Source organism: Algoriphagus sp. AGSA1 (genome assembly GCF_021390545.1).
Lineage (GTDB): Bacteria > Bacteroidota > Bacteroidia > Cytophagales > Cyclobacteriaceae > Algoriphagus.
The window spans coordinates 112,101-136,924 of sequence record NZ_JAJUWR010000004.1 but is presented as its reverse complement, the minus strand read 5'-3'; the positions used below and the strand labels follow the sequence as shown (position 1 = coordinate 136,924).

The 24,824-nt window shown below is 43.7% G+C and carries 20 protein-coding genes; 6 read left to right on the top strand and 14 right to left on the bottom strand.

What is annotated here, in order from left to right; genetic code table 11:
- Nucleotides 1–2: 2 nt before the first annotated feature.
- Nucleotides 3–956 carry a methylenetetrahydrofolate reductase [NAD(P)H] gene (metF, locus tag LZF95_RS03815; RefSeq protein WP_233753661.1) on the top strand — a complete coding sequence of 318 codons (954 nt, stop codon included), beginning with the start codon at nucleotides 3–5 and terminating at the stop codon, nucleotides 954–956.
- 115 nt (nucleotides 957–1,071) lie between these two features.
- On the opposite strand, the gene LZF95_RS03810 is transcribed toward metF, so the two are convergent.
- On the bottom strand, nucleotides 1,072–1,593 hold the full coding sequence (locus tag LZF95_RS03810; RefSeq protein ID WP_233753660.1) for a hypothetical protein: 522 nt from the start codon (nucleotides 1,591–1,593) through the stop codon (nucleotides 1,072–1,074).
- A gap of 434 nt (nucleotides 1,594–2,027) precedes the next feature.
- On the opposite strand from LZF95_RS03810, the gene LZF95_RS03805 reads away from it, so the two are divergent.
- Nucleotides 2,028–2,879 carry a hydroxymethylglutaryl-CoA lyase gene (locus LZF95_RS03805; RefSeq protein ID WP_233753659.1) on the top strand — a complete coding sequence of 284 codons (852 nt, stop codon included), beginning with the start codon at nucleotides 2,028–2,030 and terminating at the stop codon, nucleotides 2,877–2,879.
- A gap of 13 nt (nucleotides 2,880–2,892) precedes the next feature.
- Here the strand turns inward: LZF95_RS03805 and dprA are convergent, their stop codons facing one another.
- The 9 genes from dprA to LZF95_RS03760 form a co-directional block, all read right to left on the bottom strand.
- Nucleotides 2,893–4,011 (bottom strand): DNA-processing protein DprA, encoded by a 1,119-nt coding sequence (gene dprA, locus LZF95_RS03800; protein WP_233753658.1) that lies wholly within the window; start codon nucleotides 4,009–4,011, stop codon nucleotides 2,893–2,895.
- On the bottom strand, nucleotides 3,992–4,345 hold the full coding sequence (locus tag LZF95_RS03795; protein ID WP_233753754.1) for a MerR family transcriptional regulator: 354 nt from the start codon (nucleotides 4,343–4,345) through the stop codon (nucleotides 3,992–3,994). Before LZF95_RS03795 ends, dprA begins: the two co-directional genes overlap by 20 nt.
- A 300-nt stretch (nucleotides 4,346–4,645) precedes the next feature.
- Nucleotides 4,646–5,350 (bottom strand): 16S rRNA (uracil(1498)-N(3))-methyltransferase, encoded by a 705-nt coding sequence (locus LZF95_RS03790; protein ID WP_233753657.1) that lies wholly within the window; start codon nucleotides 5,348–5,350, stop codon nucleotides 4,646–4,648.
- A 73-nt stretch (nucleotides 5,351–5,423) separates the two neighbouring features.
- Entirely contained in the window at nucleotides 5,424–7,172 is a 1,749-nt protein-coding gene (locus LZF95_RS03785) for a DEAD/DEAH box helicase (protein WP_233753656.1), read from the bottom strand.
- A gap of 840 nt (nucleotides 7,173–8,012) precedes the next feature.
- Nucleotides 8,013–8,804 carry a queuosine precursor transporter gene (locus LZF95_RS03780; protein WP_233753655.1) on the bottom strand — a complete coding sequence of 264 codons (792 nt, stop codon included), beginning with the start codon at nucleotides 8,802–8,804 and terminating at the stop codon, nucleotides 8,013–8,015.
- Entirely contained in the window at nucleotides 8,801–9,718 is a 918-nt protein-coding gene (locus LZF95_RS03775) for a ribonuclease Z (RefSeq protein WP_233753654.1), read from the bottom strand. The genes LZF95_RS03780 and LZF95_RS03775 overlap by 4 nt, the downstream gene beginning before the upstream one ends.
- Nucleotides 9,715–10,098, bottom strand: a complete 384-nt coding sequence (locus tag LZF95_RS03770; protein WP_233753653.1) for an STAS domain-containing protein — start codon at nucleotides 10,096–10,098, stop codon at nucleotides 9,715–9,717. Before LZF95_RS03770 ends, LZF95_RS03775 begins: the two co-directional genes overlap by 4 nt.
- A 19-nt stretch (nucleotides 10,099–10,117) precedes the next feature.
- Nucleotides 10,118–11,056 (bottom strand): phosphoribosylaminoimidazolesuccinocarboxamide synthase, encoded by a 939-nt coding sequence (locus tag LZF95_RS03765; RefSeq protein WP_233753652.1) that lies wholly within the window; start codon nucleotides 11,054–11,056, stop codon nucleotides 10,118–10,120.
- A 57-nt stretch (nucleotides 11,057–11,113) separates the two neighbouring features.
- On the bottom strand, nucleotides 11,114–12,199 hold the full coding sequence (locus tag LZF95_RS03760; protein ID WP_233753651.1) for a toxin-antitoxin system YwqK family antitoxin: 1,086 nt from the start codon (nucleotides 12,197–12,199) through the stop codon (nucleotides 11,114–11,116).
- A gap of 558 nt (nucleotides 12,200–12,757) precedes the next feature.
- Here LZF95_RS03760 and LZF95_RS03755 point away from each other — a divergent pair.
- From LZF95_RS03755 to LZF95_RS03745, 3 genes are read left to right on the top strand one after another with little or no spacing between them, the layout of a single operon-like run.
- On the top strand, nucleotides 12,758–14,167 hold the full coding sequence (locus LZF95_RS03755; protein WP_233753650.1) for a TolC family protein: 1,410 nt from the start codon (nucleotides 12,758–12,760) through the stop codon (nucleotides 14,165–14,167).
- A gap of 15 nt (nucleotides 14,168–14,182) precedes the next feature.
- Complete coding sequence (locus LZF95_RS03750; RefSeq protein WP_233753649.1) at nucleotides 14,183–17,452, top strand: efflux RND transporter permease subunit; 3,270 nt, start codon at nucleotides 14,183–14,185, stop codon at nucleotides 17,450–17,452.
- Nucleotides 17,453–17,495: 43 nt separating this feature from the next.
- Entirely contained in the window at nucleotides 17,496–18,614 is a 1,119-nt protein-coding gene (locus LZF95_RS03745; RefSeq protein WP_233753648.1) for an efflux RND transporter periplasmic adaptor subunit, read from the top strand.
- A gap of 38 nt (nucleotides 18,615–18,652) precedes the next feature.
- On the opposite strand, the gene LZF95_RS03740 is transcribed toward LZF95_RS03745, so the two are convergent.
- The 4 genes from LZF95_RS03740 to LZF95_RS03725 all read right to left on the bottom strand — a co-directional run bounded on the left by LZF95_RS03740 (nucleotide 18,653) and on the right by LZF95_RS03725 (nucleotide 22,258).
- Nucleotides 18,653–19,831: an acetyl-CoA C-acyltransferase gene (locus tag LZF95_RS03740; protein ID WP_233753753.1), complete on the bottom strand. Its 1,179-nt coding sequence runs from the start codon at nucleotides 19,829–19,831 to the stop codon at nucleotides 18,653–18,655.
- 194 nt (nucleotides 19,832–20,025) lie between these two features.
- Complete coding sequence (locus LZF95_RS03735) at nucleotides 20,026–20,658, bottom strand: hypothetical protein (protein WP_233753647.1); 633 nt, start codon at nucleotides 20,656–20,658, stop codon at nucleotides 20,026–20,028.
- Nucleotides 20,645–21,292, bottom strand: coding sequence for a hypothetical protein (locus LZF95_RS03730; RefSeq protein WP_233753646.1), 648 nt, complete (start codon nucleotides 21,290–21,292; stop codon nucleotides 20,645–20,647). Before LZF95_RS03730 ends, LZF95_RS03735 begins: the two co-directional genes overlap by 14 nt.
- Nucleotides 21,293–22,258 (bottom strand): VWA domain-containing protein, encoded by a 966-nt coding sequence (locus LZF95_RS03725; protein ID WP_233753645.1) that lies wholly within the window; start codon nucleotides 22,256–22,258, stop codon nucleotides 21,293–21,295.
- 143 nt (nucleotides 22,259–22,401) lie between these two features.
- Here LZF95_RS03725 and LZF95_RS03720 point away from each other — a divergent pair, with 143 nt between their 5' ends.
- Nucleotides 22,402–24,804, top strand: coding sequence for a TonB-dependent receptor (locus tag LZF95_RS03720; protein WP_233753644.1), 2,403 nt, complete (start codon nucleotides 22,402–22,404; stop codon nucleotides 24,802–24,804).
- Nucleotides 24,805–24,824: the final 20 nt, after the last annotated feature.

Here is a 24,824-nt window from a genome sequence, read left to right as displayed (position 1 = left end):
TCATGAAAATAACCGAACATTTGGGAGACGCGAAAAACACGCTGTTTTCCTTCGAGATCCTTCCTCCTCTGAAAGGACAAAGCCTAAATCAGTTACTGGAAGGAATTGCCCCATTGATGGATTTCAAACCGCCTTTTGTAGATGTCACCTACCACAGGGAAGAATTCATCTATAAGAAGCACCCCAATGGTCTATTGGAGAAAATAAGCACCAAAAAAAGACCGGGAACCGTAGGGATCTGTGCCGCTATCATGAACCGCTTCAAAGTGGATGCAGTTCCCCATATCCTTTGTGGTGGATTCACCAAGGAAGAGACCGAAAACGCACTGATAGACCTGAATTTTATCGGGGTAGAAAATGTACTTGCGCTCAGAGGAGATGCGCCTAAGACCGAAGGCAAATTTATTCCCGAAGCCGATGGACATGCCTATGCCAGCCAATTGGTAGAACAGATCATCAGAATGAATGAAGGAAGATACCTCCATGAGGAAACAGAAATTGGTTTTCAAACAGACTTTTGCGTGGGAGTGGCAGGATATCCTGAAAAACATTTTGAAGCCCCTTCTATGAAGTTTGACCTGAAATACCTGAAAGAGAAAATCGAAAAAGGAGCCGAATACATAGTAACCCAGATGTTTTTTGATAATAAAAAATACTTTGACTTTGTGGATGAAGTCCGGGCCGCAGGTATTACGGTTCCTATTATTCCGGGCATTAAACCGATTACTACCCTAGGTCAGATCACGATGCTGCCGCGCACCTTCTTTTTGGATTTGCCGGATCCGCTAATGGACGAGTTGGAAAAGTGTAAAAACAATGCGGAAGTTAAGGAAGTAGGGATTGAATGGTCAATACAACAATGCAGGGAATTGGTGAAAAAGAACGTCCCTTCCCTACATTTCTATACCATGAGCAAAGCAGATACAACCTATAAAATAGCTAAGGAAGTCTTCTAGGATATTGAGTTTCCATACCTTGGAGAGGGGGCTGTGTACCCTCCTTGTCCCGTATAAATGATAAAAAAAGAAGGTCGCGATCGCGACCTTCCTTACGTTGTTGATTGGTAGTTTTTTAATCTTTGTTCAGTTCTCTGGAGATTTCCTCATATTTCTTTTTACTCTCATCGCCAAGTTTGTCAAAGTTCTTCTCTAGCCAATCTAGGCTTTCTCTGGTGGCGGCTTCTATATCCTCAGCTGTATTTTGCGTACCTTTTTCCACGTCCTCAGCGGTCTTTTCCCACCATGACTCTATATTGTTCATGTGCATTTCCGCAGTTCTTTCAAAGTTTTCAGACTCTGCTTTGGCGTTTTTTAGGACTGTTTCGTAGCGCTCTTCTATTCTTTCCAGATTGTCATCCTCTACCTTCAGATCATTGTACACTTTTTCTGCCCTGGCATCTAGGCTATCGTAACGTTCCTCTATCGTACTCCAGTTATGGACAGGGACTACTTGTACCGCACTTTCTACACTGTCAACGAAACTCTCCAGTCTCTCAGTGACTTGTATCCGATCTTCTTCAGTATAGTTCTTTGTATCGCATGAATACATAGCTACAACTGCTGCTCCGATAATTAACGTTGCTTTAGTTTTCATTTTTAGATTGGTTTTGTTTTAACGATTAAGGATGGTGTTTCTTTAGTTTAATTGCATAGGGAGCAATACTGTTTCCAACCTTGCGTTGTTTCCTTGTTTATAGCCAAAACCAGCTTAAAGAGCATCAAAAACAAAGTTTTACAAAAAAAAAGGAATAGTGGTACGGGTGGGCTTTCCCCATTTTATGTGGATTTTTACCCAATTTCCCCATTTATGATGCATCTTGGAAATTTCTCTTGCCACTCAACTTGATCACGGGGGATGGAACGGATTTGATAGACAACATACGGGAACCCAGAGCAGGTTCAAAGGTTTTAGAATTAAAGTCGGATTGCCTTTCTCAGTCCATAAAATAAGCCGCGGTTTTAATCCATCCTTTCCCAATTCTTCTTCCATCCCTATCCAGGTCTAACTGATCTTTGGTAACTTGGGCCATGATTAAATTGATAGAATGTCCCCGGGATGCCATGCAAGGTATGCCCATATTCATTGATACTGCTATAAAGGCTGCTTATATCAATCAGCTCCTGGAAGTTGGGTTCGACACAGTTGATTTTGGAAGCTTTGTCAGTCCAAAGGCAATCCCTCAATTGAGGGATACTGCTGAGGTGTTGGAATTACTCGATTTACACCAATCTAAAAGCAAACTGCTGGCAATAGTGGCAAATGTAAGGGGGGCAAGCGACGCCTTGCTTTTTCCACAAATTGATTACTTGGGATTTCCTTTGTCCGCATCTGAGACTTTTCAGCAAAGAAATACAAATGCAAGTATAGAAAAAGCCCTAGGTATAGTAGAGGAGATCCAGAATCTGTGCGAAGTGAGAGGGAAGACATTGGTTACTTATTTAAGTATGGGCTTTGGCAATCCTTATGGAGATCCTTATTCGGCAGGAGTCATTGCCGGATTGGTGGAAAAGCTGGATCAGCTCGGGGTGAAAATCGTCTCTTTGTCCGATACAGTAGGTCTGGCGTCCCCTGATTCTATCAAGAAACTCCTGCAGGCCCAGATATCGGGATTTCCCCATATTGAGTTTGGGGCACATCTTCATGGCAGGACGGGTAGTATCGCCGAAAAGATAAATGCAGGTGTTGAGGCGGGTTGCCGTCGCTTTGATGGAGCCTTGGCAGGCTATGGAGGTTGCCCTATGGCAGAAGATGAATTGGTAGGCAATATGGCTACGGAAGTGGTAATTGAAATCCTGGAATCAAAAGGCTATGCCCTCAACCTGGATAAAACAGAACTCGCTGAAGCATTGAAGCTGGCCAAATTTGTTTTCAACCAATAATCCTGGCTATACTTCAGCAAAGTATTCTATATTTCTTGCCAGGTAAGGATTTTACAATCCCCTCAAATTCCAAGGCAAGAAGTTTGGATGAAAGAAGACCTAGGGGGATTTCGGTAGATACACTGAGAGAATCAATCTCCACATCTCCTTTTTCCTGCATTAGCTCTAAAATCTTGCGCTCCTCATCATCCCGATCAGCAAGATTCAATGGTTTTTTCTGGGGTTTCACTTCTCCAGGCTTACTCCAAAACAATGCTTCTGCCACATCACTTGGCCCTGTATAGATGTTGGCTTTCATCTTTTTGATGAGCAGGTTGCAGCCTTCGCTATATTGGGATTGTAGGTTTCCAGGTACCGCGAAAACATCCTTGTCGTAGCTATATGCGATCTCAGCCGTGATCAATGCCCCACCCTTTTCCGCAGCTTCCACCACTATAAGGGCATCGGACAGGCTTGCGATAATCCTGTTTCTAGCCGGAAAATTACCAGGAACCATGGTGCTTTCTGGAGGGTATTCACTGATCAAAGCCCCGGTTTCCATGATCGTTTCGGCTGTTTTTCTATGTACTGCTGGATATATTCGATCAATCGGTGATCCCATAACCGCCACAGTGGGCAAGTCGGCAGCCAACGCCGCACGGTGGGCTTCTATATCTATCCCGTATGCCAGCCCGGATATGATGGCGGGTTGATAAATAGCCAGATCCTCTATGATCTTCCTGGTAGTGGATTTACCATAAGGTGTTGCGCTACGTGTCCCGACTACACCGACAGTTCGCTCAAAATTCAAATTTGTCCTGCCCCGGGCAAAAAGCACAACAGGGCTGTCTCCTTGAAACTTAAATCGTTGGGGGAAGTCAGGATGGAAAGGGGTGAGGATATGATAGTTATTTTTGCTGCTGTCCCCGATCAGTTCATCAGCCTTACGAAGCAAACGCTCTTCTTGGTTACGAAGCTCAAGTAGCTTGCTGCCTACCTTGGGTGTTTTGGCTACCTTGCCTTTAGTAAGTTTGAAAAATTGCTCAGCAGAACCCGAATATGCGATTATTGCTTTGAATACGCCAGCTCCTACCTTGGGAGCCAGTGCCAATGCCAGGTAATATCTAAGCTCATCATGATTTTGACTTTGCATTGAATTCGTCCCGGATATTAATTAAAAAATCTTTGATTTCCTGGAGTTTTTGAACAGCCTGCACCTTATCAAAGCCCTGCTCTTTACCTGCTTTGATCACTTCCTGGGCACCTTGGAGCGTATATCCTTTTTCCTTTACCAAATGATAGATGTACTTGATCTTCTGTATATCCACTTTGGTATATCTTCGGTTTCCTTTTCGGTCTTTTTTGGGACGGATGATGTCAAATTCCCCTTCCCAATACCTGATGAGTGAGGGCGCAACTTTAAACATTTGCGCAACTTCACCTATGGAATGATATTTTTTTTCTATTTCTCGCTCTTTGTACGGCACGGTAAAAGTAATCTTTGACACTAAATTAATGAAAATGCAATAGTTTCATTTGTTTATTTTTGATTTTTATAGGTCACATGGAATCTCGCATAGTAGCTAATCATCTCTCTCTCTCTGTCGCCTTCGACATACTCGATTTCATGTGTTGCAATTTAATTTTTGTTTGGTATAGACGAGCATGAACTGTAATGTCCCGGTGGGTGACGCTTGAGCCATTCCTGCCCGTCTTTGGTAGGCGTGCTTGACTGGCTTGATTTCTTTATCAATGACCTTTAACAACCTCATTAATAAACGATTTTTCTACCTGTTTAGTGTCTGAAGCATCTGTACCGCTGCCAATCCTGCCGTTTCGGTACGTAACCTTGCCTCGCCCAAGGAGATTGCCTGAAACCCCCTGTCCAATGCTTTTTGGATTTCGACAGGGTCAAAATCCCCTTCAGGCCCAATCAAAACGAGATACCTTCCATTTGACTTAGCTAAATCAAACAGATGATGGTCATGATGTTCATCCACATAGGCAATAAACTTCTGATAGTCCCCAAATTTGTCTGACTCTAGAATCTCATCCAACTTTGTGATAGGGTGTAGGGTAGGGATCCTATATTTTAAACTTTGCTTACAGGCAGAGATTACTTTTTTCTCCAACCTCTCTGTTTTTAAAAAACTCCTTTCAGAATTCATTGTTTCCAAAAGAGTGAGTTCATGAAAACCAATTTCCGTGATTTTTTCCACCATCCATTCCATACGGTCAGGACTTTTGGTGGGGGCTATAGCTAAGTGAATATGGTAAGTGTCATCTTCCACTTCCTTGGTATGAAGCACTTTAAGACTGGTTCTCTTGGGATTTGCTTCTAGGATAACACATTCGTAAAGTACACCTTCGCCATTGGTTACAAATACCCGGTCACCTTGTTTTTTACGGAGCACCCTACATAGATGCTTGGATTCATCTGCTTCCAGTGTGATCAGTGGAGGGACTATGTTTTCTTGGAAAAAAAGCTGCATGAACAATTTACTTAGACACAAAAAAAACACATTTCCGTGAAGAAATGTGCTTTATTATAAGGAATGCTTCTAATTATCCTTTGGAAACTTCCATATTGACACTTTTGCCCTTGATGGTATTGTTTCTCATTCCGTTGATCACTTGGTCCGCATCTTTGGAAGGTACATCCACAAACGAGAAATTGTCATAGATATCGATGCCTCCAATGCTACGTCCCGGTACACCTGTCTCTCCGGCAATCGCGCCTACTATATCATTTGGACGAATCCTGTCTTTTTTACCTAGATTCAAAAATAAACGGGTCATGTTCGCTTCACGGACTCTTTCAGGTCTTCTACCACCATCTCTAGATCCGCCTTCACGGTTTCCGAATTCCCTTCTACGTTCGCCGCCTCTTTCATTTCTTCCACCTCTTTCTCCGCGTCCACCTCTTTCGAATCTTCCTCCGTCACGTCCGCCTTCTCTTCTTCTCTCTCCACCGTAAGTGTCAATGCTGAAGTTCTGTTCGCTCATTTCTTTCACTGAGTCGCCCATTACTATTTTTATTAGACCCACTGCTACTTGATCAAGGGTAAGACCCTCAGCTAGCATCTGACCGATGGTGGCTTCGAAGATTTGATTGTCTTCATCTTTCTGGACTTGCTCGGTAACTTGCTGGATGAACTGGGCTTTTTTCAATTCTATCAATTCCGCTGCAGAAGGAGGGGACATTTTCGTGATGGTGGCTTTGGTGTATCTTTCCAAATCCCTCATCTTAAAGTTATCCCTTCTGCCTGTCACGAAATTGATCGCTTTGCCGTTTCTGCCAGCACGGCCGGTACGGCCTATCCTGTGTACGTAATATTCCTCGTCCAAAGGAAGATCGTAATTGAACACTGCTTCTACATTGTCCACATCTATCCCTCTTGCGGCCACATCAGTTGCTACCAATACTTTACAAAGCCCCTTTCTGAATTTGCCCATTACCTTGTCCCGCTGAGCCTGGGAAAGATCCCCATGAAGTGCGTCCGCTGCGATTCCTCTGGCTATCAAACCTTCCGTAACCTCATCTACCATTCTCTTGGTATTACAGAACACCACGCTTAGGTTGATGTTGTGAACATTCATCAGACGGGCCATCAGTTCCAGTTTCAGTGGGTTTTTGACCTCGTAATACGTTTGTTCTATATTGGATACCGTCAATTCCTTCTTGTCGATTTTTACAATCTCAGGGTTTGTCTGGTATTTTCTGGTCAAGTCCATGATGGGCTTGGCCATAGTAGCCGAAAAGAAAACAGTTTGTCTTTCTTCAGGCATTTCTTGCAGAATAGCTTCGATATCATCTCTAAAGCCCATGTCCAGCATCTCATCAGCCTCATCCAACACAAGGATGCCTACTGAATCAAGTTTCAATGTGCCACGGTTGATATGATCTTGTACACGACCTGGAGTACCTACGACAATCTGCACGCCTTTACGGAGAACCCTGATCTGACGATCGATTGATTCTCCACCGTATATCGCCACAGAGTTGATTTTTCTGTGGTATTTGGCTAGCTTTTGGATTTCCCCCTCTACCTGGACCGCCAGCTCACGGGTAGGGCAGAGGATTATCGCCTGCGGCTTGTTGAAGTCTGGATCGACTAGGTCGATGATTGGAATAGAAAATGCAGCAGTCTTTCCTGTGCCGGTTTGGGCCTGACCGATGACATCTCTGCCTTCGAGTACAAAAGGAATTGCTTGTGATTGAATTGGGGAAGGTTGGGTATAGCCCATCTCTTCCACTGACTTAAGAATTTCCGCAGAAATCCCCAAGTCTGAGAACTTGAGTGTTTGATCCATGATGTTTCCTTAATTTCCCTGCCATTCGGTCCTAGTAAATATCCCGACAAGCGACAGTAAGGAATTCACGGCACGAAAAATTGTTCTATGTCTTATTGACGGCACAAAAGTATGATTAGTAATTTGAAAAACCAAATAGTCTTCAAAAATTTTTAGAATATTCTTTATAAATGGGCGGGTTTAGAGAAAAAATATTTCGTTGTGCGAATTAGAAGGTCTGTTTGCCAAGGATTGTATTGAGATTTAAGTTATGATCTCAATTGTTTTCTTTACTACTATAGCAATGAATTATGAATCAATACATCCTGATCTATGAAGTATGATTCGTTGATCTGCTGTGAAAATCAGGTTGGGCCGTATGGTACTTGATTTAAAAAGCGATCCTTCAATAATTTGATTTTCAGGTAGTACTAATGCCCATTTGTCCTTTATAGATTTAGATGTGATTTGGCCAAGTGAATAATCTCCATTCTCTGCATTAGCTAAAACTAGAGCAGGCCGTCTTTTTGAGGCGCTAAATCTGAAAAGGGAAAAGAAACTACAACGATATCACCTTTTACAAATCCTTCCATTGCCCATCTTCTTCTTTTGATAGCCAATCTTTGGCCAGTGATTTTTCCGATGTCTAATGTATCACAGAAGGTTCTTCAACTCTATCACTGGTCAGCTCATTTTCTAAGAAAAATAGAGTTCCTTTTTGTCCTCGTTGGACAGGCTTATAAGTGATTTCTTCAAATCAGTTATTGATATATCTAGCCGCAAAGTTTTCATTACTCAAAGATATTCAAATGTTTAACCAATTTCTTGATTCAGTTGACTTTTCAATCTTCCAATCCTAACTCATAAAAACGACCTATCCTCACTTGCTTCTGCCATCATTTCTTCAGCAAGTTCCTTGCCCAGGTAACGGTCTATAATGCCATGTCCAAGGTAGAGTAGAGGTGTGAGCACGATAGCCACTACCATCTTATAAAGGTAATTCATGATGCCTACTGCGATGATCTGGTCCATGCTCCAGTTTCCGAAAACATAAAAAGCTATCCCCAATACCACGAAGGAATCAATAAACTGACTTACCAGGGTGGAGCCAGTAGCCCTTAACCAGATTTTGCTTTCCCCGGTAATGGATCTCAGTTTCTGGAAGACATATACATCTATCAGCTGACCCAATAAGAAAGCTGTAAGAGACCCGATGATAATACCTAACCCCTGTCGGAAGATCGTATTGAACGCATAGCTGATATCAAAGACTTCACCATCGGGTGTCACCGCATTCACATTCAACCAGAAATCAGCCGGTGTCAAGACAGTGACTACACTGATCACGACAAAGGAATAGGCAATCAAGCCTGCGGTTAGAAATGAGATTTTCTTCACACCCTTTTTGCCAAAGTACTCATTGATGATGTCGGTGGTGATAAAGACCACCGGCCAGATCACCGCTCCGGCGGTCAAGTTGAAGTCCAATAAATACTCGCCGAAAAACAGCCAGTTGACAGGGTCGAAACCTAGGGTTTTTTCCGCGGAAAATATCTTTACCCCGATGATCTCAGCAAGCAAGGCATTGGTCAGGAATATACCTCCCAAGATTATAAAGAGATTGGTCTTACGAGAGTTTTGAGTTTTGTTCATAGCGCATACGTCTGGCCTTCTTCACTTAGAATGGAATCTTCAAAAACCGTCCTTGCCTCCCCCAATAAAGGCTCCAGGTTAACATATCTAGAGGAGAAGTGACCTAAAAGGAGCTTCTTCACATTGCTGATTTTTGCAATTTCCGCTGCCTGTCGGGCAGTACAGTGGTACGTGGTGGCCGCCCTTTCCGCATTGTCTTCCATAAATGTAGATTCATGGTAAAGGAGGTCCGCATTTTCTATGTATTGCTTCAGCCCTGGGTTATAGATGGTGTCAGAGCAGTACGCATAGGTGCGGAGTGGGGGCAGGGGATGGGTGTACTGTTTTACCCGATATACTTTTCCGTTTTCATCTTTATAATCTTCCCCTTTTCGGAGTGATTGGATTGCAGCCAGTGGGAGCTTGTTTTCCTGAAGCTTTTCCTTGATCAAATTTCTCAAACCATGCTTTTCTTTGATCAAAAATCCAGTCGTGGGAAGCCTATGTATGAGAGGAAAGCTATATACCTGATACCTCGTTGTGTCCAGAAGGAGATTTAGCCCATCGTCATATGTTTCCACAAAGTTCAAGGGAAAGGGGAGCTTGGTATTACTGTATCTGAAATTAGTGGTGATAATCTCATCCAGTCCCCTAGGACCAAATATGGTCAGAGGGGTGGTTCGCTTGCCTAGACTATAGCTCGAAAGCAACCCTATCAAGCCATAGTAGTGGTCACCGTGAAGATGGGATATGAAAATGGAATTGATTTTTGATACCTTGATCTTATAAGCACGTGCCTGAAGCTGCATGGCCTCCCCGCAATCTAGCAGTAAAAAATCCTGCCCAAATCTTACGACTTGGGCAGTATGATGTCTTCCGTGTACGGGAATAGAGGAAGTGTTTCCTAATATAGTGACTTCAAAGTCCGGTATCAACCTTCCTCCTCCTCTTCTTCCTCCCCGTTTTCAATCGCATGCATGAAGATGGCTTCACTGGCTTCTTCTAGGGAACTTACCAGATTCAGTTTCTTATCAAGCATGGAAATCTTCAGCAGTTTCAATACGTGATCCTGTACCCCTGATATGACAAAGATACCGCCGTTTTTCCCAAATTCCCTGTCACCTACCAGCAGGGCACTAAGTCCTGATGAATCTACGTACTTCACTTCGCTCATGTCCAAAACCAGGTTTTCGAAGCCTTCAGCATGAATGGTCAACAATTCCGATTTTAATACTGGAGCTAGTAATGAGTCCAGTTTTTCTTCTTGTGGAGTGAAGATTACATACTGCTCTTTTTTATCTATTGAGTATTTCATAATTAGTTAAGTTGATCAATTAGCCTAGATGGGTAAGAATAGCCTTTTCTATTCTAGACTCGATTTCGGATGTATTTGCTTTTTGGAATGTTTCGCCGGTAATTTTCTCGTAGAGCTCAATATAGCGATCAGAGATGCTTTCTACAATTTCATCTGTCATTTCTGGTATAGATTGTCCGTCTTTGCCTTGAAATCCGTTGGAAATGAGCCACTGTCTCACGAATTCTTTGCTGAGTTGCTTTTGGGGTATTCCTTTTTCCTGGTTTTCCTCATATCCATCCGCATAAAAGTAGCGGGAAGAATCGGGAGTGTGTATTTCGTCAATCAAGAGTATTTTATCTCCTGATTTTCCAAATTCATATTTGGTGTCCACTAGAATCAATCCCATTTCATTGGCCATTTCCTGACCTCTCCGGAATAACGCCCTGGTGTGTTTTTCCAGTTGCGCATAATCAGTTTCACTGACAATTCCCCGCTTCAGTATTTCTTCACGGGAAATATCCTCGTCATGTCCTTCGTCGGCTTTGGTAGTAGGAGTGATGATCGGTTCTGGGAATGGATCATTTTCACGCATACCATCTGGCATTGCCACACCGCATAGCATGCGTTTGCCGGCCTTGTACTCCCTGGCAGCATGACCGGACATGTAGCCACGGATTACCATTTCTACTTTAAATGGTTCACAACGGATACCTATAGTGACATTTGGATCTGGGGTGGATGTGACCCAGTTGGGAACAATGTCAGCCGTAGCCGCAAGGAACTTTGCCGCAATCTGGTTCAAGACCTGACCTTTGTATGGGATAGCCCTGGGGAGAACCACATCAAAAGCGGAGATCCTATCAGACGCCACCACAACCAGTTCTTTGTCAAACATATAGACATCACGTACTTTGCCTTTGTAAAATCCCTGTTGATCTGGGAACTGAAAATGGGTTTCTTTGATCGCGTTACTCATGCTGTTTCGTTTGGGCAAAAATAGAAAAGCTTTTTCTTTCTTTACTCCAGCCCTTGATTATTTATCGATTTTGTTGCCGTTTTCGTAAAACTCGGTTTTTAACAGCTTTTCATTTTCATCGTAGAATTCACGCTCACCCTGTAGTTTGCCTTGGGAAAATCTTCTGATTTCTGATAAGCTACCATCTTCTCTATAGACCCTTACTTCTCCTTCTGGTTGATTGCTTTTAAAATTCGTGACCGAATAGATCTGGTCGTTTTCAAAATAGTGGATTTCCTGTACTTTATTCCCTGATTTGTCAAAACTTGTTTTTTGTTTGATCTTGCCGGAAGGATAAAATCTGTCCGAAGTTTGGATAGGTATTCCTTTTTTGAAAAATGCCCTTTCCATTACGGTTCCATTGGGATGGTAAGACACTAATTCACCGTCCTCATAACCCTTTCTGTATCTCCCTCTTCGCTCAGGGGAACCATCAGGATAATTTACCTCATAAATCCCATCTAAAATACCCTTTGAATAATCTATGACAGAAAGGACTTCACCGCTTTCATAATATTGTGTCTCTCTACCGTGAAGCTCACCGTTTGAATATCGGGCATCTACCAGAAGTTGCCCGTTCTCTGCGTACTCTTCAAACAAGCCATCATATCTTCCCGATGAGAAAACAGCTCTGGTAGCGGGTTTTCCCGATTCATAGAATGTTTCACTGAGTCCATCAGGCTTGTTGTTCTTGAAGTTGGTTTTGTCTCTGATCTGACCTGATTCATAATAGGTGGTCACCAGACCTTCTAATTGATTGTCCAAATAAGTGGAAGTCTGCTTTAATTTTCCTCCGGGAAAAAAACTTTTCGATTCTCCCGAACGGATATTGTTGACAAAGGGAATGATCCTAAGTGTATCACCTGACTTAGGATGTAAATCGACAAACAGTCCATTTTTTTTATCGTCTTGTAAGTGCCCGATGAGCACGAGATTTCCTTCTTCATCAAATCTCCTTACTTCACCATTTGCTTTGCCGTTCAGCAAAAAATACATCTCCTTCATGAGGGTTTCTTCCTCATCATAATAGGTACGGATGGTGTCTTGTCCGTAAGCATGCTGAGACAAAATGACGAAAAGCACAAAAGCAATAATTTTCCTCACACGAATTGGGTTTTGCAGATGGGGTGGGCAAGTTGACAAATCTTTGACAAATATTCCATTCATTGGAAAAAGAACGATCAAATCCTAGACCTGAGTATTTTCATTGAATAAGTTGTATTCTGCTGTCCAAAAATGGCATCCCTGAATTTTTATAGGATATCGTAATAAGAAATATCATGCCTATTTCTCTCGTGTACCGCATTTTCCATTTGTAAAAAAGATCAGCAGAATCATCAACGAGTTTGTGATATACTTCAGATCCTGTGCTAACATGCAGAAGAATCAGATGGACATGACACTATCCACATTGGAACAAAACGAAATTTTGTGGATCGGAAGTTAAGCATCTAAGCAAAGGGATAGGACTTTTTTTAAGTCTTGAACGATCAATAAGCCCAATAATAAGTTAAGTGAGAAGGTTTGGAAGCTGTCCATGCGGCTAAAAGATATGCTTATATCATTGACTTTTTTATGGATGCTGTCAGCTGCATATTCGGCTCATTTATTCAAAAAATTGAAGTTTTAACGAAATACTAGACTGACATAGGTCTGAATGGAATGAAAACCGGATTTAGGATTAAATTGAACAGCAGGCTTTGGTGTATTATACCATTGTTGTTGATTTCAACCCAGCAGCTGGCCGCCCAAGAAAAGCTTACTATTAAGGAGGCGGTGGAAATGGCGGTGACCAATTATGGAAATATACGGGCCAAAGAATACTATGCCGCCTCCTCAAAAGCACTGGCCGGGCAGGCCAAGCGGGAATATCTTCCGGATTTTACACTTTCGGCCCAGCAGGATTACGGTACTGTGAACGGGATAATCTCTCCCCTATGGGGATTTGGAGGGTATGGTGTCTCATCTTCGGGTTTACCTCGTAGTGAGCAAAATTGGGATGCGGCGTTTGGAGCGTCCTACGTCGCAAATATCAACTGGGAGGTTTTTGCTTTTGGTAGAGCGTCCAAAAGAATCCAAACTGCTGAAGCTGTTGCCGATCAGGACCAAAAGAACCTAATCCAGGAAATTTTCCAGCATCAAGTAAGAGTGGCGAGTGCATACTTGGATGGTGTAGCCGCCCATAAGCTTACGGCTTCTTTCGAAAGAAACATGGAAAGGGCTGAAACCTTTCAGCAAATCGTGAAGGTGAAGGCCAGAAATGGTTTGATCGCCGGAGTGGATTCTTCTCAGGCTGATGCTGAGTTCTCCAACGCAAAAATTGCTTATCTCAAGTCCCTGGACAGAGAGTTGGAAGCTCAAAATAAACTTTTGAACTTGATCGGAGTTGTGGATCAGGAATTCACATTGGACACCTTGTTTCTGTCTCAGGTCCCACATGGATTTATTGCCGATACGAGTTTCTCAACTCATCCAATCCTGGAATGGTACCGGGCACGGGTCAATGTGAATGAGCAACAGACTGCCTACGTGCGAACTTTTAAGTATCCTTCCATTGCTATGATCGGGATTGTACAAACCCGTGCGTCTGGATTTGGACCTACTTATAATGTGGACAATACGGATTTCAACCATTCGTATTGGGATGGGATCAGCCCTACCAGATCAAACTACCTGGTCGGTGTGGGGCTCACCTGGAACCTTTCACAGATTCTCAGGACCTCCAAGCAAGTTCAATCTCAGAAATTCATCAACTTGGCACTGCTGGAAGAATACAGACAAACCGATCAGCAGATCCGCCTACAGGGGACTTTGTCTGACAAAAAATTGCAAAACGCACTTGAGAGTGCCAAGGAAGCACCTATTCAGGTAAAAGCAGCATCACAGGCTTATCAGAGACAGGTCGCTCTATATGATAATGGACTCACTGATCTGGTGAATGTTACCCAGGCTCTTTATCTCTTAATCCGTGCAGAAACTGATCATGCTATTGCAACAAATAATGTGTGGCAGGCTTTGCTATTCAAGGCAGCGGCAGCCGGGGATTATAGCTTATTCGAAGACCAACTTTAAACCACCGAGATTGACATGGAATTGATACGTTTTGCATTGAGAAAACCGATTACAATCTTGGTGGTGGTCGTTGGCCTGTTGTTCTTTGGAATTAAGGCAGTGAACACGATCAAGATTGATATATTTCCCCAGCTAGATCTGCCGGTGTTGTATCTGTCTCACCCGCATGGGGGTTATATGCCTGAGCAAATGGAAGCATTTTATGGCAAGCGATATGTGAATATCTTCCTCTTTGTCAATGGGATAAAGCAGATTACGACTAAAAACATCCAAGGGCTGACCTTGATGAAAATTGAGTTTTATCCAGGTACGGACATGGCGCAGGCGGCAGCGGAGATCAGTGCCTTTTCCAATAGAATACAGGCTGTTTTTCCTCCGGGATCAAATCCGCCGTTTATTATTCGTTTTGATGCGTCCACTTTGCCGGTCGGACAATTAGTTCTAAGCTCTGACACCAGAAGCAACAATGAGCTGCTGGATATCGCAAATATCAACGTTCGATCCACATTTACGGATATTCCGGGGCTGGTTTCTTCACCTCCTTTTGGGGGAAGCTCCAGGACGGTGGTTATCAAAGTGGATCCCCAGAAGCTGCGTGACCACAACCTCACGCCTGATCAGCTCGTCGAAGCTATGCGCGTCAATAACATTACAACTCCTTCAGGGAATGTTCGGATTGGGGACAAAAATTACCTGACTCCTGCAAATACCATTTTGAACACAGTGGAAGAGTTTGGTGATATACCTCTTTTTAAAGAGGGGGTCCACAACCTCTATATGAAGGATATAGCCACTGTGGAAGATGGGGCCGATATTGCATCTGGTTATGCACTCGTAAATGGCAGAAGGTCGGTGTATCTGAGTATAGCCAAAAGTGCTGATGCTTCCACTTGGGAAGTGGTTCAAAACTTGAAGAAATCCATTCCCGATATACAGGATCAGTTACCGGAAGATGTCAAGCTGACTTTCGAATTTGACCAGTCCCAATATGTGATTAATTCTGTGGAAAGTTTAATGCATGAAGGAATTATTGGGGCAGTCCTGACAGGATTAATGGTATTGCTCTTCTTGGGAGATGCACGGGGAGCTTTGATCGTGATATTGACGATTCCGGCATCTATTATTACTTCAGTACTTTTTTTGAATCTTTTTGGTCAGACAGTAAATATTATGACCTTAAGTGGACTGGCTCTGGCCATTGGGATCTTGGTGGATGAAAGTACGGTGACGATCGAAAATATCCACCAGCATTTCGATATGGGCAAACCCAAAGCACTGGCGATCTGGCATGCCTGTTCGGAAATCGCTTTTCCAAAATTGCTGATTTTGCTATGTATTCTTGCCGTATTCGCACCGGCATTTACCATGGGAGGAATTCCTGGATCCCTTTTCCTTCCCCTTGCTTTGGCTATCGGATTTAGTATGATAGCATCCTATTTCCTTTCCCAGACTTTTGTGCCCGTCCTAGCAAATTGGCTGATGAAAGTAAAACACCATGTGAAGCCTGACGGAAGTCAAATGACTGACAGGGAAGAGATGGATTTCGCTGGTTTAGAAAGTTCTTTGGAAGGCAGTCACGAACAAAAAGTATTGCTTGCAGAGCGTGTCGATATAAATAAAGATGGTAAAATCAGCCTATTTGAACGATTCAGAAGACGTTATTTGGGCTTGGTTCAAGCATTGCTTCCTTATCGTAAGCCCGTATTGATCGTGTACTTGATCGTCAGTATAGGACTGGTAGCACTACTGGTAAATGGGATCGGTAGGGATGTTTTGCCAAGAGTGGATGGAAGTCAGTTTCAGTTGAGAATGAAACTGCCCGATGGGACTAGGATGGAAACTACCGAGGCAGAAACGATCAAACTGCTGGCTGGAATAGATGAAATCGTCGGGAAAGAGAATGTTTCAGTGACTTCTGCTTATGTTGGATTGCATCCCCAGCTTTACTCCATCAATCCGATTTTTCTCTGGATGTCCGGTCCACACGAGGCAGTGCTTCAGGTGGCGCTAAAGAGCGATTACGAAGTGAATCTTGATGAACTCAAAGATGCTATTCGTACTAAAGCCAGCACAATCAATCCCGGAATGACCTTGTCTTTTGAACCCATAGAATTAACCGATAAAATCCTTAGCCAAGGTTCTCCTACACCAATTGAAGTTCGATTTGTGGGCCGTAACAAAGCCACAAACAGGGAATATGCGAGGAAACTAATAGACAAGCTGAAAACCATTGATTATCTCAGGGATATTCAGATAGGGCAATCTGTAAACTACCCGACTATAACTATTTCTATTGACAGGCTTCGTGCCGCTCAGCTTGGAGTCGATATCAGTGATGTGTCACGTTCGCTTATTGCATCTACCTCTTCCTCCAGATTCACGGAGAAAAATGTCTGGGTGGACAGACCTAATGGGAACAGCTATAATGTGCAGATTCAGGTGCCGGAAGGGCAGATGAACAGTATCGATGAAATAGGTCAGATTCCTGTCAAAAGGAATTCGGCACGACCGGTACTCAGTGATATTGCCACGTTTGAGGAGGGTAGAACTGAAGGAGAAATCGATAACCTTGGTGCAAACCCCATGCAAACAATCACTGCTAATCTAAATGATATGGATCTGGCGACAGCGGCAGCTGATGTGAATGAGGCTATTGCATCACTTGGCGAATTGCCCAGAGGCTTGAAGGTGGAGCTAATCGGGATGAGTGCTACACTAATCGAAACACTGGATAGTCTGGAAGGGGGACTTTTAGTCGCAATCGTGGTGATCTTCCTGATGCTTGCGGCGAACTTCCAATCTTTCAAAGTATCAGGTGTGGTATTGGTGACGGTGCCGGCTGTTCTGCTGGGCTCGCTGCTTTTACTGATCGCAACAGGGGCAACACTAAATCTTCAATCTTACATGGGGATTATCATGTCAGTAGGGGTTTCTATTTCCAATGCGGTTCTTCTCATCACCAACGCCGAAGAACTGCGGTTGAAAAATGCTGATGCGTCCAAGTCTGCTATGGAAGCTGCCTCACTGCGTGTAAGACCGATCGTGATGACAGCGATGGCAATGGTGGTCGGAATGATCCCAATGGCCATAGGGATGGGAGAGGGGGCTGAGCAGACTTCTCCATTGGGAAGGGCGGTGATTGGCGGTTTGATCGCTTCGACAGTTGCAGCATTGGTTATTTTACCGATTGCATTCTCATGGGCCCAGGCCAAAAGTGCGACGCAAAGCGTTTCTCTTGATCCGGAAGATGATCAAAGTATCCACTACATTCCTCCCTCCAATTAACTTTTACCGATTGAATATGATTGCTTATCTAACTAGCAGAAAAATGAAAATCAGACAATTTATAAAGTTTACAATGCCTCTTTGCCTAGTGGTTGCAATGGCTGTTCAAGGCTGTAAATCCGAAGGGAAAAAAATCCCTGGCTCCACAAAAGAGACTACCGTTTTGACGCATAAGGGGTTTCGCTTAAAGAAAGGGGCAGTGTCTTCCTCTTTCCGAATTCCTGGAGAACTTATTGCAAACCAGCAGGTGGACCTCTATGCAAAGGTTAGTAGTTTTGTCAAGGTGATTTTAGTGGATGTTGGGTCTGAAGTGAAACAGGGCCAACTGTTGGTGACCCTTGAAGCTCCAGAGATCAGTTCTCAATTGGCTGGGGCAGAATCACAGTTGAAATCTTTTGAGGCTGTTTATATGGCAAGCAAAGCCCATTATGAACGTCTTGTGAAAACCAGTAAGACTCCTGGGACTGTTTCTCAAAATGATCTGGATATGGCCTTTGCCAATGAGCGGTCTGATCTGGCCAAATTGGAATCTGCCAAAGCCGCCTATCAAGAAATCACAGATACCAAGAATTACTTGGAAATTAGAGCTCCTTTCGCAGGAGTAATTGCCACAAGAAATATCAGTCCAGGCGCTTATGTAGGTCCTTCTGGCAGGGGGTCGGAATTGCCGCTCTTTACGCTGCTGGAACAGAAAAAGCTCCGGCTTGTGGTAAATGTCCCGGAGTTATATGCTTCCAGCTTGGAGAAAAACGATGTAGTAGAATTCACCGTTCGCTCTTTTCCGGGCAAACTATTCAAAGCGAAAGTTTCCAGACAAGCAGGGGCACTGGATGATCGCCTGCGATCCGAAAGAGTAGAAATGGATGTGGACAACTCTGAAGGTGAGTTATTGCCCAGAATGGTAGCTGAAGTAACTATTCCAGTCAATACTGATGGGAATAGTTTTGCGGTACCCCAATCTGCAGTCCTCAATTCTACGCTGGGAATGTTTGTCATAAAAGCGGAAAATGACAGTTCTACCTGGATTCCTGTGAGTCTAGGAAGAAATGGAGGTGATATGATTGAAGTGTTTGGGGATTTGACGGATGGAGATATTTTGTTGAGTAGCGTAACTGAGGAAATAAGAGATAACGCTCCTGTAATAGTAGAAATCAGTGAATAAACACGCGGCGATTTCTACTATTAGGCCGCTGATTCTAGTTACATTTTCTCAATAACCAGTGCCGAAGCACCTCCCCCTCCATTACAGATTCCCGCCACGCCGATCTTGCCGTTTTTATGGTGGAGAACGGAGTTCAATGTGCTGATGATTCTTGCTCCTGAGGCTCCCAGAGGATGTCCCAGGGAAACCGCGCCACCGAAAACGTTTATTCGGTCATTGTCCAAGTTCAATTCTCTCTGATTGGCCAAAGCAACCGCCGAGAAGGCTTCATTGATCTCATAGAAATCCACGTCTTCTGCTTTCAGTCCAGCATGCTGTAGTGCTTTAGGGATAGCCAAAGCCGGGGCGGTAGTGAACCATAATGGGTCAGTGGCCGCATCGGCGAAACCTCTGATTTTTGCCAGGGGTTTTAGTCCCAGTTCATCTGCTTTTTCTTTACTCACCAGCACCAAAGCCGAAGCTCCGTCGTTCATGGTGGAAGCATTGGCTGCTGTGACTGTTCCTTCCTTATCAAAAACGGGTCGGAGGGATGGGATTTTGTCAAACATTACATTCTTGTATTCCTCATCCTCGTCTATCAGGATTGCTTCACCTTTTCGTCCTTTTATTTCTACCGGAACCACCTCATCTTTGAAGTATCCCTTTGCCCAGGCGTCTGCGGAGCGCTGATAGGATTGTATGGCATAGGCATCCTGTTCTTCCCTTGAAATTTTCATTTCCCTGGCCGTATTATCAGCACAGTTTCCCATCGGGAATTTATAGTAAACCTCAAAAAGCCCGTCTTTTGCTAGGCCATCGACGAATTCCGCATTTCCATATTTATAACCAAACCTTGCTTTTGGTATATAATAGGGTACGTTTGACATGCTTTCCATACCACCGGCCACCACTACATCGTTTATCCCCAGCATGATGGATTGCGCACCAAACATCACTGCCTTCATCCCGGATGCACACACTTTATTTACAGTAGTGCAAGGCACGTTATAGCCGATTCCGGCACCAATGGATGCTTGCCTTGCAGGTGCCTGTCCCAAGTTGGCGGATAATACATTTCCCATGAAGACTTCCTGGACAGACTCGGCCTTTACTCCGGATTTTTCAAGTGCGCCTTTGATAGCCGCACTGCCTAGCTCCACAGCTGTGAGTCCGGCCAACTTGCCTCCGAAGCTTCCTAGTGGGGTTCTTACTGCAGATACGATATAAACTTCTTTGATCATGTTAATTTGGGTTTTGTTGATATTAGACGCTAGATTTTAGATACAAGAACCAAGAAGAGACATTAACCAAAATATAGTAGCCCCCTGTCAGGTAACATGCTACTCTAAGAATTGAAGCACTTTTTCTGACGTCATCTGGAATCTGGAATCCTTTGTCTCACGTCTAATGTCTTGATTCTAAAATCTGAATTTTACCAATCAGGAATACCTCTTTTAGGCCTCTCGGTTGCTTTCTTTTTGTTTTGTTGAATGTAGCGTAGTTCCGCCGAATTCATGCTTTCAAGAATTTGGGCAGCCTGCTCTGGCGTGAGGTTCATCGCTTTCAGCTTTTCCTTGAACTCCTCCATCGCTTTCTGCTTATCAGCTAGATTGGCATCCATCTGGTCATTGGCATTTTCTCCCGGTTTGTCCTCACTTTGTTCTGAGGGATCACCTGACTGGGAATCCTTAGCCTTGTCCTCGTTGGTTTTATCCCCATCATCTTTGGATTCCTGCTGCTCACCATCTTCACCCTGGCTGGAATTATCCTGCTGTTGCTCTTTCTGTTCTTGGTTTTCCTGGTCTTGATTCTGCTGGTTTTGCTGATCCTGTTTATCCTGTTCTTCCTGTTCTTTCTCCAGTTTTTCTTTCAAAGCTTGAAGCTTTGAATCTCCCGGGTATTTGGTCAGTCCATCATTTACCGTGGCTAAGGCCTGGTCTTTTTCAGTTTTGACATAGGAGCGCGCAGCCCGGTTGAAGTATTCACCGGAAGTTTGGGCTCTACCTTCAGTGGTGCATACTGAGAAAACAATGCCCAGTACTATAAGTAGTTTATAATTGCTCATCGATCTCTGTGATTTCTTGTAAACTTGTGATAAAATCCTGATAGGCAGCCACAGTCTCATCTTGTTGCAGCGCTTCAGTCATTGTATTCAACGCATCTTTAAATCGGAATTGTTCCACTAGCCGGTCCGCCTCTGCTTTTTTGCGTTTTGCAAAGTCTGAAGGCTCTGGTTTGTTTTGCTCTTCATTCTTTCGTTCCTCATCACGTTGCAGCCACCTTGACAGCAATTCGTAATTGTGTCTGGCTACTTCATTGTTTGGATCTTGTATAAGTGCTGATTTGAATTTTGACAGCGCCGCTTCATATTCTTTTTTATTCCCTAGAATCACGCCTCCCTGATTAAAGGCAAAGGAAGCCAGCATTTTGTTTGACGAGATGGAAGCCTTGTCGAAATACTCACTGGCTTCGTCAGGTTTTTCCGCATATTGATTACTGAGACCTAGGTTGTAATCAAGCTCAGGGGAAGAATAGGCAAATTCATCAATCAGAACCTGATGGTTGGTGATTGACTGTTCATATTCAGCTTTTGCATAGCTTTCACCTGCCCGATCTATGGCGGAATTCAGTCTGGAAACCCGGGTCCAGGAAGCGGGTATCAGGAGAAATAATGCCAAGGTTAGCTTAGTCCAGCTCATTTATAGTTTTATAGTTTTGATCGGTAACATCATGTCCAGCAAAGAAAGGACTAAGCCGGCCAATAGAAAATAGAAATATTTATTAGCTGAAGCTTCTACCAGTCTGGATCCGGTCACCCCGCCTTCCACACGTTCCAAAGCAGCGATCAAATCCCCGACTTCTGATACTTCATCCGAAATCTCAAAATACTGTCCATTTGTTTCTGCGGCAATCTGCTGCAAAGGAACACGGTCTAATACAGTCTGGGCGGGCTTGCCGGTCTGTGGATCTATTACCACTCCATTCCCTCGCGGAATACTACTTCCGGCTTCTGTTCCTATTCCTAGGGAAAACACCTTAATCCCTTCACTGTTTAGACGGCTACCTACATCATCCAGATCATCGCCAAAATTTTCCCCATCAGAGATTAATATTATTGTTTTGGATTTTAATTCCTTGCTTTCATCATTCAAGAATCTTTCCTCCGCCATTCTTAAAGGCCCTGAAAGATCTGTCCCATAATTGGGCACCAGACCGGTATTCAGCCCATCAATATACAACTGTAACACACTCTGATCGAACGTAAGCGGGCATTGCATAAAGGCCTCTGAACTGAAAATAATCAATCCTATCCTATCCGATGGAAAACTTTTCGTTAAGTTTTTCAACTCAAACTTAATACGCTGTAGCCTGCTCGGCCCGATGTCAGTCGCATTCATGGACTGGGAGAGATCCACGGCGATGAAGATGTCCTTGCCTTCTTCCTGGATTTCCTTCAGGGAGGTGCCAACGGAAGGCCCTGCAAAAGCAATCAAGAATAGTGAAAAGTATAATGTCCTGATCACTAGCTTCGTAAATAGCCTTCGCTTCTGTACGATCAGCTTTTTGTTGATCTTCCAGTAGCGGAATAAATGGATAAAATACAGCAAGCCGAAAATGCCGGCAAGCAAGAGGGTGAGTTTTACGTCCGGATATGCCCAAATCATAGCCTGAAATTATAAAATAAAGCTTACTTTAAAAGGAGGATTTTTAAAAGTGACGGGGCTATTTCCAAATGTTCTTAATAATTAACAAACATTAATTTTTTTGAAACGTCTAGCTTTAGGATTGTTATTTTAATAAAAGGAACATGAGGGCTATCGTAACCCAAATCAGATTGGTTATATTTTCTATTTTAGTTTTAACTTTTTCAGAGGTTTTTGGTCAGGAATCAAGCGTTTTTTCCGCAAAAGTCCTGGATGCAAGCAGTTCCACCCCGCTCCCCGGTGCTAGTGTATATTGGGAGAATGAGATGGCTTCCGGAGTAATCAGTGATGAAGATGGGCTTTTTCAGATCAAAGTCAAATCCTTGCCCATGCGAATAGTGGTTTCCTATATTGGTTTTGAAACCTCCTCCCGACAGATTAATGCAAAGGATCTGGAAAAGGAACAGCGTTTTTTCTTGAAACCCGAGGAAATGTCTCTGGAGGAAGTTACTATTCAGGGAAGAAAAGCCGACGAACAGGTGAGAAGTATGGAGACAGGCAAGGCTTCTCTCCCCATCGCCACTATCAAAAATATTCCCGCGCTCTTTGGAGAGGTGGATTTACTCAGGAGTTTACAATTGCTGCCGGGAGTACAGACAGCAGGTGAGGGCACAACCGGCCTCTTTGTTCGGGGAGGGTCGGCAGACCAGAATCTGGTGCAACTCGACGGCGCACCTATTTATAATCCTTCGCATTTTTTCGGGTTCTTTTCGGTGTTCAATCCTGATGCGCTGGAAAAGGTGGAGCTCTATAAAGGAAACATGCCTGCCTCGTTTGGAGGTAGGCTTTCTTCCCTTATCGATGTGTCCCTGCGTGAAGGCAATAACCAAAAAATCCATGGACAGGGAGGCATAGGGACGATTTCTTCCAGAATTACGCTTGATGGGCCACTTTTTTCTGACAAATCCACTTTTGTGATTTCGGGCAGAAGAACGTATGCGGATGTGTTCTTAAAACTATCCAATGATCCGGAAATCAATAATAATAAACTCAATTTCCATGATTTGAGTGGAAAACTCTCATTTCTGCTGAGTGATCGGGACAAACTTACCATATCCAGCTATCAGGGCAGGGACTTTCTTGGGCTTGATGATGAATTCGGACTGGGGTGGACCAACTGGATTTCCTCGGTCAATTGGAATAGGAATATTTCCGAAAGGCTTTATTTCGATCTGCAGGGATATCACTCCATGTATTCCTATCAGGTGGATTTCACAGATCCTGACAATGGCTTTGATTGGAAGAATAAACTTTCGGAGTCTGGGGTAAAAGCCAACTTGACCTATGTAAAGGATGAGTCTTTGCAGGTGTATGCCGGCGTTCATAGCCAGTATTACCATTTTGCCCCTATAGAATTGAATCCGGTACCGGATAGCAATATCCAGTCGATAAACACCAGTTCCAAGAACGGCTTACTTACCAGTCTTTTCGGAGGTGCCACGTATGAAATCACCACGAAACTCAGTTCGGAAATAGGACTTAGATGGGGCCTGTATAATCAGGTGGGAAGTGGGGTCGATTATATCTATGATGGGGGAGTGCCTGACCCTGACGCGGATGTTATCGACTCTGTGGCTTACGACACTTTTGAAAAGATGAACTATTATCAAGGGCTGGAGCCCAGGGTGGCATTTCGGTATTTGATTAACGACCAACTTTCGATCAAAACTGCCTACAACCGCAACTTCCAATACGTACAGATCGCATCCAATAGCTCTGCCGGACTACCTATAGACCGATGGTTGCTTGCAGGGACTTATGTCCCGCCGATACGCTCAGATCAGGTTTCTCTGGGCGTATTTAGAAACTTTGACAATAACCTCTGGGAGTTTTCGGTAGAGGGATACTATAAGAACTTTAAAAATATCATCGACCTGAGAAACGGGGCACAGGTATTATTTACTGATCGGGTGGAAACTGAAATATTGGAAGGGAATGGGTACGCATATGGTCTTGAGTTTCTATTAAGAAAAAATGAGGGGAAAACCACCGGGTGGCTTTCCTATACCTGGTCCAGATCCTGGAGGAAAACTCCCGGTGTTTCTGAAGGATTGAAGTATAATCCACGCTATGATCGCCCCCATGATGTGACCTTGGTGCTAAATCATGAGTTTTCCCCTACCTGGTCAGCAGGGGTCACTTTCATTTATACTACCGGGCAGGCTGTTTCCTTTCCAATAGGGCTTTATGAAGTCGATGGCCAAGGCGTACCGTATTATTCTAAATTCAGAAATGAAGATCGGTTTCCGGATTACCACAGAATGGATGCTTCCGTCACGTGGAAAAATGCTGACAAAGGAAGGAAGTGGAGAGGAAGCTGGAATTTCAGCATATATAATCTGTATGGAAGAAAGAATCCATTTTCTTATGAGTTTAAGAAAATCTACAATGAGGATATAAACTATGATTCCGATGAAAGTGGTCCTGCAACTACTTCCCGAAACGGAATAGTGATGACTTATTTGTTTACCTTCTTACCTTCACTTACCTATAATTTTGAATTTTGAAATGAGATTATCCGGTTTAA

Bases quoted from the DNA above. Each gene is read 5' to 3' on its own strand.
- metF (WP_233753661.1), top strand. From the start codon at position 3: ATGAAAATAACCGAACATTTGGGAGACGCGAAAAACACGCTGTTTTCC.
- LZF95_RS03810 (WP_233753660.1), bottom strand. From the start codon at position 1,593: ATGAAAACTAAAGCAACGTTAATTATCGGAGCAGCAGTTGTAGCTATG.
- LZF95_RS03805 (WP_233753659.1), top strand. From the start codon at position 2,028: ATGATTAAATTGATAGAATGTCCCCGGGATGCCATGCAAGGTATGCCC.
- dprA (WP_233753658.1), bottom strand. From the start codon at position 4,011: ATGCAAAGTCAAAATCATGATGAGCTTAGATATTACCTGGCATTGGCA.
- LZF95_RS03790 (WP_233753657.1), bottom strand. From the start codon at position 5,350: ATGCAGCTTTTTTTCCAAGAAAACATAGTCCCTCCACTGATCACACTG.
- LZF95_RS03785 (WP_233753656.1), bottom strand. From the start codon at position 7,172: ATGGATCAAACACTCAAGTTCTCAGACTTGGGGATTTCTGCGGAAATT.
- LZF95_RS03780 (WP_233753655.1), bottom strand. From the start codon at position 8,804: ATGAACAAAACTCAAAACTCTCGTAAGACCAATCTCTTTATAATCTTG.
- LZF95_RS03770 (WP_233753653.1), bottom strand. From the start codon at position 10,098: ATGAAATACTCAATAGATAAAAAAGAGCAGTATGTAATCTTCACTCCA.
- LZF95_RS03765 (WP_233753652.1), bottom strand. From the start codon at position 11,056: ATGAGTAACGCGATCAAAGAAACCCATTTTCAGTTCCCAGATCAACAG.
- LZF95_RS03755 (WP_233753650.1), top strand. From the start codon at position 12,758: ATGAAAACCGGATTTAGGATTAAATTGAACAGCAGGCTTTGGTGTATT.
- LZF95_RS03750 (WP_233753649.1), top strand. From the start codon at position 14,183: ATGGAATTGATACGTTTTGCATTGAGAAAACCGATTACAATCTTGGTG.
- LZF95_RS03745 (WP_233753648.1), top strand. From the start codon at position 17,496: ATGAAAATCAGACAATTTATAAAGTTTACAATGCCTCTTTGCCTAGTG.
- LZF95_RS03735 (WP_233753647.1), bottom strand. From the start codon at position 20,658: ATGAGCAATTATAAACTACTTATAGTACTGGGCATTGTTTTCTCAGTA.
- LZF95_RS03730 (WP_233753646.1), bottom strand. From the start codon at position 21,292: ATGAGCTGGACTAAGCTAACCTTGGCATTATTTCTCCTGATACCCGCT.
- LZF95_RS03725 (WP_233753645.1), bottom strand. From the start codon at position 22,258: ATGATTTGGGCATATCCGGACGTAAAACTCACCCTCTTGCTTGCCGGC.
- LZF95_RS03720 (WP_233753644.1), top strand. From the start codon at position 22,402: ATGAGGGCTATCGTAACCCAAATCAGATTGGTTATATTTTCTATTTTA.